This window comes from Streptomyces sp. NPDC051018, assembly GCF_044456085.1.
GTDB lineage: Bacteria > Actinomycetota > Actinomycetes > Streptomycetales > Streptomycetaceae > Streptomyces.
In genome coordinates this window covers 100,328-114,436 of sequence record NZ_JBITFN010000017.1, presented here as the reverse complement: position 1 = coordinate 114,436, position 14,109 = coordinate 100,328, and the positions used below count along the sequence as shown (strand labels likewise).

General features: G+C 73.4%; 9 protein-coding genes. 4 read left to right on the top strand and 5 right to left on the bottom strand.

From position 1 onward, the window contains the following. The first annotated feature begins 468 nt into the window (after positions 1–468). Together ACIBCM_RS26360 and glgB are read left to right on the top strand one after the other, a co-directional pair. Positions 469–1,959 carry a maltokinase gene (locus ACIBCM_RS26360; RefSeq protein ID WP_399247287.1) on the top strand — a complete coding sequence of 497 codons (1,491 nt, stop codon included), beginning with the start codon at positions 469–471 and terminating at the stop codon, positions 1,957–1,959. Positions 1,960–2,624: 665 nt separating this feature from the next. Then, entirely contained in the window at positions 2,625–4,835 is a 2,211-nt protein-coding gene (gene glgB / locus ACIBCM_RS26355; protein WP_399247285.1) for a 1,4-alpha-glucan branching enzyme, read from the top strand. A 355-nt stretch (positions 4,836–5,190) separates the two neighbouring features. Here the strand turns inward: glgB and ACIBCM_RS26350 are convergent, their stop codons facing one another. From ACIBCM_RS26350 to ACIBCM_RS26340, 3 genes are all read right to left on the bottom strand, one after another. Beyond that, positions 5,191–6,228, bottom strand: coding sequence for a hypothetical protein (locus ACIBCM_RS26350; protein ID WP_399247283.1), 1,038 nt, complete (start codon positions 6,226–6,228; stop codon positions 5,191–5,193). Between the two features lie 186 nt (positions 6,229–6,414). Then, a complete protein-coding gene (locus ACIBCM_RS26345) occupies positions 6,415–7,446 on the bottom strand; it encodes a hypothetical protein (protein ID WP_399247281.1) in 1,032 nt (343 codons plus the stop codon). Between the two features lie 7 nt (positions 7,447–7,453). Next, positions 7,454–9,724 carry a HelD family protein gene (locus ACIBCM_RS26340; protein WP_399247374.1) on the bottom strand — a complete coding sequence of 757 codons (2,271 nt, stop codon included), beginning with the start codon at positions 9,722–9,724 and terminating at the stop codon, positions 7,454–7,456. Positions 9,725–10,025: 301 nt separating this feature from the next. Here ACIBCM_RS26340 and ACIBCM_RS26335 point away from each other — a divergent pair, with 301 nt between their 5' ends. Both ACIBCM_RS26335 and ACIBCM_RS26330 read left to right on the top strand, forming a co-directional pair. Continuing rightward, positions 10,026–10,748 (top strand): leucine-rich repeat domain-containing protein, encoded by a 723-nt coding sequence (locus ACIBCM_RS26335; protein WP_399247279.1) that lies wholly within the window; start codon positions 10,026–10,028, stop codon positions 10,746–10,748. Positions 10,749–10,908: 160 nt separating this feature from the next. Then, positions 10,909–12,048, top strand: coding sequence for a tetratricopeptide repeat protein (locus ACIBCM_RS26330; RefSeq protein ID WP_399247277.1), 1,140 nt, complete (start codon positions 10,909–10,911; stop codon positions 12,046–12,048). Between the two features lie 639 nt (positions 12,049–12,687). On the opposite strand, the gene ACIBCM_RS26325 is transcribed toward ACIBCM_RS26330, so the two are convergent. After that, a complete protein-coding gene (locus tag ACIBCM_RS26325; protein ID WP_399247275.1) occupies positions 12,688–13,599 on the bottom strand; it encodes a hypothetical protein in 912 nt (303 codons plus the stop codon). Next, positions 13,596–13,994, bottom strand: coding sequence for a hypothetical protein (locus ACIBCM_RS26320; protein WP_399247273.1), 399 nt, complete (start codon positions 13,992–13,994; stop codon positions 13,596–13,598). Before ACIBCM_RS26320 ends, ACIBCM_RS26325 begins: the two co-directional genes overlap by 4 nt. Positions 13,995–14,109 lie beyond the last annotated feature (115 nt).

The window sequence follows — 14,109 nt, the reverse complement described above, 5'->3', positions numbered from 1 at the left end:
GACTCGGTGCACGAGGGCTCAGTGCCCGGTTCGGTGCACGAGGACTCGAAGCGCGAGGAGTCGGTGCACCACGGCTCGGCGCCCAACCGCTCCCCGCGGGCGGGCCCGGTGCGCGCCCGCCCGGTCCGGCTACCCCGGGTCAGGTGCCGTCGCCCCGACATGAGCGACCCCGGCACGGGCACGACCCGGCGCACGGGCGTGCCCCGACACGCCCGGGTGTCCGGCACATGGGCGCCCGGCCCAGGGCGGTCCGACACGCCGGGGTGTCCGGCAGACGGGCGCGTCCGACCCGTTGGCGCATCCGCGTACCAGGCGCCCGCCCCATACCTCCAAACGCGTTTCCACCGACCCGCACCGGGCACTCTCTTTGCCATCCCCGCGCGCCGCCGGACAGTCAATGCCATGATCCGGGACACTCTGCGCATTCGGCGTCATTTAGGGTGTATCTCGGGGAAAGGACGCGATGCCATGTCGGAGGCTGCTTCCACCCGGACTCCCCTCGTCCGTATCCCGCTCCTCCCGTCCCTCGCCCCACTCCTGCACGCCTGGCTGCCACGCCAGCGCTGGTTCGCCGGAAAGGGCCGGCCCGTCACCGGCTTCTCACTCGTCTCCGCGACCGAGCTGCTGCCCGTGACCGGCAGCGGCCCCGGGCTGCTCCATCTGCTGGTGGACGTGGAACAGCGGCCCGGGGGCCGGGCGACGGCCCCACGCGATCCGGCCGACTTCGCGGACTTCGGCCAGGACTGCTACCAACTCCTGCTCGGAGTGCGCGAGACACTGCCGCCCCCTCTCGCCCCCGCCCTCATCGGCCGCCCGGCCCACGGCCCGCTCGCGGGACGGACCGTGTACGAGGGCCTGCGCGACCCCCGGCTCGCGGAACTGCTCCTGGAGCGGCTGCGCACACCGGGCACGCTGGGGCCGCTGCGCTTCGACAGGTTCGAGGGGGCGTCCTCCGTCCCCGGGGGCCTCACCGCCCGGCCGCTGGACGCCGAGCAGTCCAACTCCTCGCTGGTGTACGGGGACGCGTACATCCTCAAGGTCCTCCGCCGGGTCCAGCCGGGTCCCAACCCCGATCTGGAGCTGCCGCTGGCGCTCGCCCGGGCCGGGTGCGAGCGGGTCCCGGTGCCGGTCGCCTGGTACGAGTCGGCCGCGCCCCGCCCGTACACCCTGGGTGTCCTCCAGCCCTTCCTGCGCGGCTCGCGGGACGGCTGGCGGCTCGCGCTGGACTCGCTCGCGAGCGGGCGGCCGTTCACCGAGGAGGCCCGGGCGCTCGGCCGGGTGACGGCCGAGGTGCACACCGCGCTGGCCGCCGAACTGCCCACGGTGATGCTGCGCCGGGCCCAGACCGAGCATCTCGCGGCGGCGATGCGGCGCCGGCTCGACGAGGCCGCGCAGGCGGTGCCCGCGCTGCTGTCGTACGTGCCCCGGCTGCGTACCGCCTTCGACGCGCTCGACGCGCTGGGCCGGGAGGGGCGCGGGGGCCGGGCCTGGCGGGCCCAGCGGGTGCACGGCGATCTGCATCTGGGCCAGACCCTGTACGCGGACCCCGCCCACCCCCCGGCAGGGCACGGGACCCCGGAGGGAACCCGTCACGGCCCCCGGCGTGACGGCGGCTGGTCGGTCATCGACTTCGAGGGCGAGCCGGCGCGTCCGCTCGCCGAGCGCCGCAGGCCCCAGCCGCCGGTGCGGGACATCGCCGGGATACTCCGCTCGTTCGACTACGCGGCCCGCACCCACCGCCCCTGGAACCCCGCCTGGGCGGAGCGCTGCCGGGCCGCTTACTGCGCGGGATACGCGGAGGCGTCCGGCGACGATCCGCGCGCGGAGCCGGAACTGCTGCGCGCGTACGAGACCGACAAGGCGGTGTACGAGGTCGTGTACGAGGCCCGGCACCGCCCCGACTGGCTGGCGGTTCCCATGGCGGCGATCGACCGGCTCGCCGCCCGTGACCGTGACTGACGTCCGTCCCGAGGACCGGTCCGGAACCGGCCTCAACCGGCCGCAACCGGCCGGGACCGGGGTGCGGTGCCGGGCGGACACACCCGGCACGGCCCTCGGCTCGTACCCCGGCGCGGACACCCGTACGGCCCCGGAACAGACGCGGACACACGCGCAGCCGCAGCCGCAGCCGCAGCCGCCGGCACCCGGTGCGGAACCACCGGCACCAAGACACCCCGGCCCCCCCTCCCGGACCCCGGGACCCCCGGATCCCCCGGGCCCCGGGACAGACCCTGAGACCAGCCCCTACCCCCCAGCCGCTCTGAAGGAGGCTCCTCCCCGTGACCGCCGCCCGCCCCCCGTACCGTGACTCCTCCCCCTCCGACGCACCCGCGCAGGACACGTCCCCCCGGCCGGCCGGGCGGCCCTCGCCGGGGCCCGCTCAGACACCCCCGGGGGCATCCCGCCCCGCCGCCCCCGCGCACCCCGCGCCGGGGTCCGGCCCCCGGCACGCGCCGGCGTCCGGCGGACGGCCGGGCCGGGCGTCCGGAACGCGGCCCGATCCCGTGCCCGAGGCCCCGACCGGTGCTCTGGCCCGCCCCCGGAAGGCGACGGTCCGTCACGACACCGCGCCGAAGCCCCGCGGGTCGAAGTCCGGGGCCAGGGCGCAGGGGGCCCGCCGCGGTGTGCTGAAGGCGGGACCCCTCCCGCACGACGAGCGCGGACGGCTGCTGTCCGGCGGCCACCACGATCCGCACAAGCTGCTCGGCGCGCATCTCGCCCGCAGCGGGGTCGAGCTGCGGGTGCTGCGCCCGTACGCCCGTTCCGTGACCGTGCTCGCCAAGGGCCTGCGCGCCGAACTGCACGAGGACGGCGACGGACTGTTCTCGGGCGTGCTGCCGATGCGTACGGCCCCCGACTACCGGCTGCTGGTGGCCTACGACGGTGAGGACGGCGAGGGCACCCATGAGGTGGAGACCCACGATCCGTACCGCTTCCTGCCCGCGCTCGGCGAACTCGATCTGCATCTGATCGGCGAGGGCCGCCACGAGGAGCTGTGGCGGGCGATGGGCGCGCACATCATGACCCATCAGGGCGTCACCGGCACCCGGTTCACGGTCTGGGCGCCGAACGCGCGCGGGGTGCGGATCGTCGGAGACTTCAACCACTGGGACGGCTCCGGCCACCCCATGCGGTCCCTGGGCTCGTCGGGTGTGTGGGAGCTGTTCGTCCCGGGAGTCGGCGACGGGACCCTCTACAAGTTCCAGATCATGCGGCCCGACGGCTCGCACACCGTACGCGCCGACCCGATGGCCCGGCGCACCGAGGTTCCGCCCGCGAACGCGTCGATCGTGACCGAGTCACGGTATGTGTGGCGGGACGAGGAGTGGATGGCCCACCGGGGCGACCGCCCGGCCCATCAGGCGCCCTTCTCCGTCTACGAGGTCCATCTGCCGTCCTGGCGCCCCGGGCTGACCTATCGCCAGCTCGCGCTGCAACTGCCCGCGTATGTGAAGGACCTGGGCTTCACCCATGTCGAGCTGATGCCGCTCGCCGAGCATCCCTTCGGCGGCTCCTGGGGCTACCAGGTCACCGGTTTCTACGCGCCGACCTCCCGGATGGGCACCCCCGACGACTTCCGGTATCTGATCGACGCGCTGCACCGGGCGGGCATCGGTGTGATCATGGACTGGGTCCCCGCGCACTTCCCTCGCGACGACTGGGCGCTCGCGCAGTTCGACGGCCGTCCGCTGTACGAGCCCGAGGACCCGTCGCGGGCGGCGCACCCGGACTGGGGCACGCTGGAGTTCGACTACGGCCGCAACGAGGTCCGCAACTTCCTGGTCGCCAATGCGGCGTACTGGTGCGAGCAGTTCCACATCGACGGACTGCGGGTGGACGCGGTCGCCTCGATGCTCTACCTCGACTACTCGCGCGAGCACGGCGAGTGGACGCCGAACGAGCGCGGCGGCCGGGAGAACCTGGACGCCGTCGCCTTCCTCCAGGAGATGAACGCGACGGTGTACCGGCGCTGCCCGGGTGTGGTCACCATCGCCGAGGAGTCCACGGCCTGGGACGGGGTCACCCGCGCCACCCACGAGGTGGGGGCGGGGGGCCTCGGCGGTCTCGGCTTCGGGCTGAAGTGGAACATGGGCTGGATGCACGACTCGCTCGGTTATGTGGAGCACGAGCCGGTGCACCGCAAGTTCCATCACCACGAGATGACCTTCTCCATGGTGTACGCGTACAGCGAGAACTACATCCTGCCGATCTCCCACGACGAGGTCGTGCACGGCAAGCGCTCCCTGGTGAGCAAGATGCCGGGCGACTGGTGGCAGCAGCGGGCGAACCACCGCGCGTATCTGGGCTTCATGTGGGCGCACCCGGGTAAGCAGCTTCTCTTCATGGGGCAGGAGTTCGCCCAGGGCGCGGAGTGGTCGGAGGCGCACGGCCCGGACTGGTGGCTGCTCGATCCGTCGTACGCGGCCGAACCGGACCACCGGGGTGTGCGGCAGCTGGTCCACGACCTCAATACGGTGTACGGCCGGACCGCGGCGCTCTGGGAGCGCGACACGGACCCCGAGGGCTTCGCCTGGGTCGACGGCGGCGCGGCGGAGGACAACGTCTTCGCCTTTCTGCGCTTCGACGCCGCCCGTACCCCCCTGCTGTCGGTGAGCAACTTCTCGCCGGTCGTACGGGAGGGCTACCGGCTGGGTGTGCCCGAGTGGATCCCCGTGTGGTCGGAGGTCCTGAACACGGACGCGTCGCGGTACGGGGGCGGGGACGTCCTCAACGAGGGTCCGGTGACGGCGGATCCGACACCCTCGCACGGCCGTGGTTCGAGCGTGTGCCTCACGCTGCCGCCGCTGGCGACGGTGTGGCTCAGGCCGGTGTGAGGGAGCGGAGTCCGGCGGCCCGTCGGCGCGTTCGCGGTGCCGGGCGGCAGTCCAGGCAGGGCGTTCGCGGTGCCGGGCGGCAGTCCAGGCAGGGCGTTCGCGGTGCCGGACGGCCCGGGCGGGGAATCGGGCGGTGGGGAGTGCGATGACGGTGTGACCGGTGCGCGGGAGGGGGCACCGGCCATTCCGGTCGCCGTCGCCGGGGGTTCAGCGGTGGACCGTCACCGCTCCCGGCCTCCTTGCTCCCTCGTCGGGGACCGGGCGCGGAGCGCGCGGTCACGGCCTCCGGTGACGGCGGGCGGCCCGTCGTCACCGCAGACCCGCGTGGGAGTTCCGCCGCGTGGATGACGCGGGGTCACGCCCGCGGCGGCGGGATCTCCCAGAAGTGCAGCTCGGTACCCCTCTCCCAGTGGTGGGTGGCCCGGACCACGACGGGACGGCCGTCCATCCCGGTCACGCGCACCGCCAGGGTGCCCTCCTCCTCGGGCGCGCACGGGGGCACGTCGATACGGCGCATGTCCGTGAGGTCCCAGAGGGACAGCGTGCCGAGAGCACTGACCACGGCGAGGATCGCACGGCCATGGGCGACGCCCGTGTCCAGCCGCTCCACATAGTCCTTCTCCCAGTCGATACCGGGCAGTGGCAGAGTCCCGGTCAGGTCGCCCGTGTCGAGGTCGTGCACGAAGAGGGCGCGGCCGTGCTCCCCCACCAGAAAGGTCCGGCCGCCCGCCGTGACCACGGCGTTGCGGTGACCAGCGGGTCCGGGGACATGTGCGATCGGCTCGTCCGTGACGAGGTCCCGGACGTGAGTACCGCTGTCGGGTTCGAGGTGTTCACCCGTGCCCACGACGACCGGCCGGTCTCCCCAGTGGCCCACCGCGCAGGAGGCGCTGTGCAGATCCCGGGCCGCCCAGCGGGGTTTCGCCCCGGCGCCCGCCGACGGGTCCCAGACGTGTACGCCCCTGCCGTCCGCCCAGGTCTCGACGAAGACCGGCTCACCGTCGACCTGGAGCGACCGGGCGTGCCGCACGTCCATCTCCTCGTCCTCCGCCTGGGCGACCACCTCCCCCGTCTCGCCGTCCCACAGCATGAACGCCTGGCAGTCCCCGCCACCCCCGACCACCACCCGGCCGCCTACGGACGCGGCGGCGATCTGCGCCATGTCGACCAGTTCGGGGAACTCGCTGCCGGGCAGATCGGGATCGGCCAGCCGGCGACGGCCCGTCTCTCCGGTCGCCTGGTCCCAGAAGACAAGTTCCTCTCCCCCCGTGACCATCAGGGCGAGGACACCGCCGACCCGGCGCACGACGTCGAGACCATAGGGACGTGGCGCGTCGGGGAAGGAGACCGTCCGCACACATCGCGGGGGCGGCAGTGGTCCTCGTACGGTCATCGGCCTGTCACCGTTCCCTGATACCGGGGCACAGTCTTCGGGAAGCTCGCCCGTTCGAATGGTCCCGAGCCGCTGAGTGGGCCGGGTCATGGCAACGTACAGATCGCCGCCGCCGAAGCGGGAGAGTCCGACGACGATCACCGTCTCCGGAAGGCTCGGGAGTCCCGCCGCGTGGATGACGCCGGGTCACGCCCGCGGCGGCGGGATCTCCCAGAAGTGCAACTCGGTGCCCCTGTCCCAGTCATGGGTGGCCAGAGCGACCACGGGACGGCCGTCCATCCCGGTCACCCGTACCGCCAGGGTGCCGAGATCGGCCGGGCACGGGGGCTCCCCGATGCGGCGCATGTCCGTGAGGTCCCAGAGGGACAGCGGGTTGTGAAAGCTGACCACGGCCAGGATCGCGTGGCCATGGGCGACACCCGCATCCAGCCGCTCCACCGTGTCGACCCAGACGGGTTCGGGCAGGGGCAGCGTGCCGATCAGCTCGCCCGTGTCGAGGTCGTGCACGATGAGGGCGCGGCCGTCCTCCCCCACCAGAAAGGTCCGGCCGCCCGCCGTGACCACGGCGTTGCGGCGGAACGAGGGTACGGGGGCGTGTGCGATCGGCTCGTCCGTGGCGAGGTCCCGGATATGGATGCCGCTGTCGGAATCGGCGCGGTAGTCGCTGCCGACGACGACCGGCCGGTCCCCCCAGTGGCCCACCGCGCAGGTGGCGCTCCACAAGTCCCGGGCCAGCAGGCGGGGTTTCGCCCCGGCGCCCGCCGACGGGTCCCAGACGTGTACGCCCCTGCCGTGCTCCCGGGTCTCGGCGAAGACCGGCCCACCACCGACATGGAGCGACCGGGCGTGCAGGACATCCGTCTCCTCGTCCTCCGCCTGGACGAGGACCTCTCCCGTCTCGCCGTCCCACAGCATGAACGCCTGGCAGTCCCCGCCACCCCCGACCACCACCCGGCCGCCTACGGACGCGGCGGCGATCGCCTTCATCTCGCCCAGCTCGGGGAACTCACCGCCCGGCAGATCGGGATCGGCCAGCCGGCGACGGCCCGTCCCACCGGTCGCCTGGTCCCAGAAGTACACGTCCTCATCCCCCGTGACCATGACGGCGAGGACACCGCCGACCCGGCGCACGACATCGAGCCCGTAGGGAGACCGTGCGCCGGGGAAGGAGACCGTCCGCACGCATCGCGGGACCGGCAGCGTGCCTCGTACGGTCATGGCGGTGTCACCGTTCCCGGGTGCCGGGGCGGGTACCCGGACGGAGTCCCTCGGGAAGGTCGCCCGTGTGGATGATCCCGAGCCGCTGAGTGGCCCGGGTCATGGCAACGTACAGATCACTGCCGCCGAAGCGGGAGGGTTCCACGACGATCACCGAGTCGAATTCCAGGCCCTTGGCCTCGCGCGGGGTGAGGAGCACGACGCTGCGGGTGAGGTCGACCGGCTTGAGGTCCCACAGGCTCGGCAGTTCCCACTGGAGTTCGCCCGGCACGATGACGGCGAGCCGTCCCTCGCGGGGCGTCTCGCGGGCGACGGCCGCGCGGACCGCGGCGTCGAGGCCGTCCCCGGAGGTGTGTTCGTACCAGGGTCCGGCCCCGGTGGAGCGCACCGAGCGCGGCGGCTCGAACCCGGGGCAGGTCGCCCGGCGCACGGCGGCCGCCGGCTCCATGATCTCCGCGGGCGTACGGTAGTTGACGCCGAGCCGGGCGAGGGTCCACCGGTCGCCGGCGTACGGCTCCAGGATCTGCTGCCAGGATCCGGCGCCGGACTCGTCCGCGGTCTGGGCCGGGTCGCCGACCAGGGTCATCGAGCGGGTGGGGCAGCGGCGCATCAGCAGGCGCCAGGCCATCGGGGACAGTTCCTGGGCCTCGTCGACGATGATGTGCCCGAAGGCCCAGGTCCGGTCGGCGGCGGCGCGTTCGGCGGCGCTGCGGTGGTCGGCCTCCTCATGGCGTTCGGCCATCCGCTCGGCGTCGATGATGTCGTGGGCGGCGAGGACCTCGGACTCCTCGTCCTCGAACTCATAGGTCTTGGAGCCCTGGGAGAGGTCGAGCACGCCCTGGGCGTAGGCGATCCGGTGCTGCCGGTCGGCCTCGGCGGCGGCGCGTTCGGCGCTGTCGTCGACGCCGAGGAGTTCGGCGGCCTCGTCGAGCAGGGGCACGTCGGCGGGGGTCCAGGGCCCTTCCGTGCGCCGGATCCACAGGGCGTCGGAGTGCGGCAGATACGGCTCCGGTTCGGCGAGGAAGCCGGAGACCAGCTGCTCGGGGGTGAGCGGGGGCCACAGTTCGTCGATCGCCGCGTGGACCTCGGCGCTGGTCGCGATCTCCTTGCCGAGTTGAGCGAGGTCGTCGGGTCCGAGGAGGCCCGGCCCGCCGTAGGGGTCGGCGCCCAGCCGGTCAGCGAGCTGTTCGGTGAGGGCGTCGATGATCCGGAAGGCGAAGTGCGGCCGGGCGAGATTGTGCGGCAGTGCGGTGGCCCGGGCGCGGTCGCGGGCCTCGTACGCCATCTCGCGGTGGAGGCGGAGGGTGCCGTACTCCTCGTGCTCGATGAGCAGGGCCGGCTCGGGGACGGTGCCCTCGGCCTCGTAGTCGCCCTCGGGGACGGTCTCGGGGAGCTTCTGGCGGTCGCGTACGACCCGTTCCAGCACCTCGGCCATCGCGGCACCGCCCTTGATCCCGGCCGCCGGGACCGTGTCGGTGCCCGTGGCGTGGACGCCGGGGAACAGCTCCCCGAGGGTCGAGAGCAGCACACCGGTCTCGCCGAGGGAGGGCAGCACCTCGCCGATGTAGCCGAGGAACGCCGGGTTCGGTCCGACGATCAGCACGGCCCGGCGGGCGAGCTGCTCCCGGTGCGCGTACAGCAGATACGCGGCGCGGTGCAGCGCGACGGCCGTCTTCCCGGTGCCCGGCCCGCCCTCGACGACGAGGATTCCCCGGCGCGGGGCGCGGATGATGCGGTCCTGCTCGGCCTGGATGGTCTGCACGATGTCCGCCATCCGCCCGGTGCGCGCGGCCCCCAGCGCGGCGAGCAGGACGGCGTCGCCGTCGGGGTCCTCGTAGCCGGTGCGGGTGCGGTCCGTCAGATCGAGGATCTCGTCGTGGAGCGCGGTCACGGTACGCCCCTGGGTGGTGATGTGACGGCGGCGGCGCAGCCCCATGGGTTCGTATCCGGTCGCCAGATAAAACGGCCGGGCCACGGGTGCGCGCCAGTCGATGAGCATCGGGGTGAGTTCTTCGTCGTCCCGGCGGATTCCGATACGGCCGATGTGATGGCGGGTGCCGTCCTGGAGGTCGAGTCTGCCGAAACAGAGCCCCGAGTCCACGGCATTCAGCGCGGCCAGGTGCGCGGATTGCTCGGCCGTGCTCACATCGCGCTCGACTCTCGCCTGCCGTCCGGTGCCGACCTGCGCCATCGACGTCCGGACACCGGCCTCGGCCCGCTCACGGAGGTCGTCGAGACGGTCGTAGAGAAGCGAGACGAATTGCTGTTCGTTACGCAATTCCTCGGTTGACAATTCAGCTCCTGACGCGATATGGTGTCACCAGTGCTTTTATCCGCATCGCGCACTGGAAAGCCGCACTGGAAAACAATGGGATACGCTCATCGATGGAATGGGCAGGGGAAATACCCAATATACGCAGACGATTACCTCGGCCGTCAATATCGGACCGGGGTATTTTTGTGCGCGTCTCCCGCACCCGGGTGAGCCGCCGCCGGCCCTCCCGTGGACGAGGACCGCACGCGGGACCCCGGGCAGGCGCCGGCGCCGCCCGGATCCTCCTCCTGAGAGCATCGGCTCCATGGAGCGGACACTGAACTTGTGGCGCCGGCGGCTCGGGACGGTTCCCGCGTCGGTCTGGCAGCGGACCGATCTGCGGGTGCTCATCCTCGCCGACAACGATCTGACCGCCCTGCCTGCGGACATCGGGCGCCTGAAGCGGCTCCGTACGCTCGATCTCGGCCACAACGCTCTCGGCTCCCTGCCGGATGAGATCGGAGACCTCACCGGTCTGAGCAATTTCCTCTACGTCCACGACAACCGGCTGACCGGACTCCCCCGCTCACTCGGCCGGCTGACGGCCCTGCGCTATCTCAACGCCGGTGAGAACGCCCTGACCGAACTCCCGGCCACCGTGGGCGATATGAGATCCCTCGTCGAACTCCGCGCCCAGCACAACAGGCTGACGTCCCTGCCGGAGTCGATCGGCTCCCTTCCTCTGCTCCGGGAGCTGTGGCTGCGGGGCAACGCGCTGGAGGACCTGCCCGACTCCGTCGCCGGTCTGACCGAGCTGCGCCATCTCGACCTCCGGGAGAACGCCCTCGGCCGCATCCCGCCGTCCCTCGCCGGGCTCCCGCTGCTGCGCACCCTCGATCTGCGGGCCAACCGCCTGCGCGCCCTGCCCGACTGGCTGACCGCGATGCCGTCGCTGGAGAAGCTCGACCTCCGCTGGAACGACATCGATCCCCCTCCCGTTCTGGTGGACGCCCTCGAACGGCGGGGCTGCGTGGTCCTGCTGACCTGAGAGGTGATCTGAGAGGTGATCTGAGAGGTGACCTGTGACATGACCGGTGACGCGGGGAGTCGCCAGGGGATGAGCGGGTGGGAGACGGACGGGCGGGTAACACACCCGCTGAGAGCCCGGCCGCGGCCGGATGATTCAGTCACGGGGTGAGGGAGCCGGAATGGCCCACGCGGGGGAAGCCGAGCTGTGGCAGCGACTGGAGGGGCTGGAGCGGCGGCACGGGGCGTACGGGCTGGAGACCGCCGCCTTCCGGCAGGAACTGGCGCAGGAACTGCATGAGGCGGGGCGGCTCCAGGAGGCGGAGGACCAGTACCGGCGGACGTACGAGGGCTTCGTCCGGAACTTCGGGCAGCGGCATCTGTTCACCCTCACCTGTCTGAACAATCTGGCGCTGGTGCTCAGGGACCGGGGCCGGCCGGACGAGGCCGTGCGTCTGCTCGGGGTCGTGTACCAGGCGCGGGCGGAGCTGGTCGGCCCGGAGAACCCGCTGACGCTGAACGCCGCGAACAACCTGCTCATCACGCTGGTGTGCCAGGGGCGTCTGGAGGAGGCGGCCGAGCAGTATCCGGCGCTGATCAGCGCCTGCGAGTTCGCCTTCGGCCCGGACGACCCCGGTGTGGCGGCGATCCGCGACGACCACGTCGATGTGCTGCGCAGGCTCGGCCGGCACCGGGAGGCCGCCGGACTGCGGGGCACGGACCCGGTGCTCCCGATCGCGAAGGTGCTGCTCAGCTGCGCACGGCAGCTGCGGTACACGGGGATGGTCCCGGTGGCGATGTCCGCCACCCGCTACGGCGCCGAACTGACGCTGGGCACCCACCGCCGGGCACGGGTGAACCTCGTCACGGGCCGCAGGCTGGTGGACGCCGAATGGGGCGTCGGCTGCGACATCGTGGGGCCGTCGGACACGGAGGCACCGTACGACCCGGCGACGGACGGGCGGGAGATCGCCGACCCGCTCGCCGACGCCACGGGCGCGCTGGCCGAGCACTTCGCCGACGCGGAACGGGCACTGGGCGAGGGCCGGCTGCGGGTGCGGGTGTTCGCCCATCATCCGCACTGGCCCCGGCTGTCCGCTCCACCGGGGCTGACGGTCGACCGGCGGCTGATGTCCCGCCGGGACCGGGCGCGGCACGACCGGCTGGTGCTGGCCGTCCCCGGCGTCACCGTGCTGGAGAGCCGGAGCGGCGCGTTCCGGGAGCCCGGGTTCACCGTCCGGCTGCCCGGGGCGCCCGATGTGACCGTCTCCAGCATCGAGGGCATCGACAGCCGCCGGGCGCCGAGGCGGGCCGAGGCGTGAGGGTGCCCGGCACCAAGCGGGCCGGGAGCGGTGGGCGTCCGGCGCCGACCCGGGCCGAGGCCTGAGGGGCGACCGGTCGGTACGGGCGGGGGCGCGACGGATCCCGGGAGCGAGGGGGTCCGGGCGGTGCGGGGAGCGACGGGCGTCCGGCCGGGGCGGGGCGGGGGCCCGACGGACATCCGTCCGGTGCGGACCGGGACGCGACGGGATCCCGGGAGCGACGGGCAGTGCGGTGCGGGGGCGCCGGGCGTCCCGGGAACGACGGGCGTTCCGCCGGTGGCGGGGTGCGGGGGCGTGGGCACATCACGCGGTGCCGCAGGGCCCGGCGCGGTGGCCCGGCACGGGCTGCGGCGGGCGTCCGACGGCCGTACGGCATCCGGGCTCCGCCGGCCGGAGACCCGGCTCGGGTGCCTCGTGGCCCATCCGCCGGCGCTGGTTGCGGTCCGCCGCGACCAGGGCCCGGATACGCACGCCGTGGGCGGGATCCGGTGCCGTGGGGCCGGGGCGGCGCGCGGTTCGGCGCGCGCGTGGGCGGGGCACACCGCCCGGAGTGGCGCGCGCGGTTCCGGGAGTGCCCGGTGGATCGCGAGGCGCCACAAGCGGAGGGGCGGCCGGGCCCGGCGGGCAAGCCGCCGTCAGTCAGGCGCCGGAGTGGTCCGTACGGTCCTTGCGCAGCAGCGAGTTGGCCTCCTCGCCGATCTCCCGGGTCAGCCGCCCGGGGCAGTTGACCCCCAGCTGGAGCACCAGATCGCGTCCGAACATGTCCACCGACGACTCCACGAGGTCGGCGTAGACCCCGATGGCCAGCCTGGTGCGGTGCCGGGCGGCGAGCAGCACCGCCGCAGCGAGCAGGGCGGCGGGCCACCAGAACACCGCGAGCGCCAGATAGAGCAGGCCCCAGCCCACGAGCCGGGCGGCGGACGCGCAGGCCGTCTGCGCGGCGACGAGTTCGGGGCGTACGGTCTCCGGAAGCACCAGCCACAGCCGGGGCCAGGCGGCGGACAGGTCCAGGCGGTAGCGGTCGTGGATCCGCTGGTCGACGGCGTTCAGCCGGTCACCGGCCCAGGTCGGCCGGTCGGCGGGCACGGTGCAGATCGCGTCACGGCGGGCGATCGCGGTCCGCAGGACCTCCGCCGCCCCGGGGGTCCCGCCCGACGCGGCGAACTCCGCAAGTGCCGTCCGCACCCGGGCCTCGGCACGCTCCCACCGGCGTCTGCGGGCCGAGGTGAACCGGCGGAGCAGCGGTTCCCGCCCGGAGGCGGACCAGAGCCGCTCCACCAGCAGTTCGCCCGCCGAGGCCGCCATCCCGGCGGCGGCCGACGCGGCGGTGAACGCGACCGCGGCGATCAGCACCGACCCCGCCCGGCCGCCCGCGGGTGCCGCGGCGACCGAGTCGAGCCAGGTCCGCAGCGGGCCCGGGTCGAGCGCGTGGCCGTGCCCCAGCACGGCGGCGACCACCGCCGCGCAGATGTAGAAGGCGCCCGGGAGCAGCAGCACGGCCGCCCAGCGGCCCGCGACCTGGCGCCCCAGTTCCGCCAGGACGACGCTCACAGATGGATCCGGCGGGAGACCAGCCGCAGCCCGCTCAGCGCGCACGGGGGCCCGGCGCCGTCCCGCTCGCCGTCCTGCCTCGGCACCAGCCGCGAGCACGGCCGGGGCGCCGGGCAGGCCCATACGGTCACCACCGGATGCTCCCGGCCTCCCCGGGGCGTCTCATAGCCGCGGGCGCCCGTGGTGAGCCCGTCGATGCCGTGGCGCGCGAACGCCTCGTCCAGCGCGTGGAGATCCGCCGCCACCGCGGGGCCGCCCTCGCCCGCGCGGACCGCCGCCGTCAGCCGGTCGAGCACCTCGCCCGCCCCGTACTCCCGGGCGTGCTCGGCGAGCGAGTCGCCCTCGGCCTGCGGGCACAGCCGTGCCAGTTTCTCCGCCACCTCGTCCACGGCCACGCGGGCACCACTCCCCTTGATTCTCCGACACGCGTCAAGCTACTTGCCGCGGCGATGGTTTGACGCACCGTCGTACCGAACACCTTCCGAAGATACGGGTGCTGCTTGAGTACGG

Coding starts and splice junctions, on each gene's coding strand:
- ACIBCM_RS26335 (WP_399247279.1), top strand. CDS start 10,026: ATGGAGCGGACACTGAACTTGTGGCGCCGGCGGCTCGGGACGGTTCCC.
- ACIBCM_RS26350 (WP_399247283.1), bottom strand. CDS start 6,228: ATGACCGTACGAGGACCACTGCCGCCCCCGCGATGTGTGCGGACGGTC.
- ACIBCM_RS26345 (WP_399247281.1), bottom strand. CDS start 7,446: ATGACCGTACGAGGCACGCTGCCGGTCCCGCGATGCGTGCGGACGGTC.
- ACIBCM_RS26330 (WP_399247277.1), top strand. CDS start 10,909: ATGGCCCACGCGGGGGAAGCCGAGCTGTGGCAGCGACTGGAGGGGCTG.
- ACIBCM_RS26360 (WP_399247287.1), top strand. CDS start 469: ATGTCGGAGGCTGCTTCCACCCGGACTCCCCTCGTCCGTATCCCGCTC.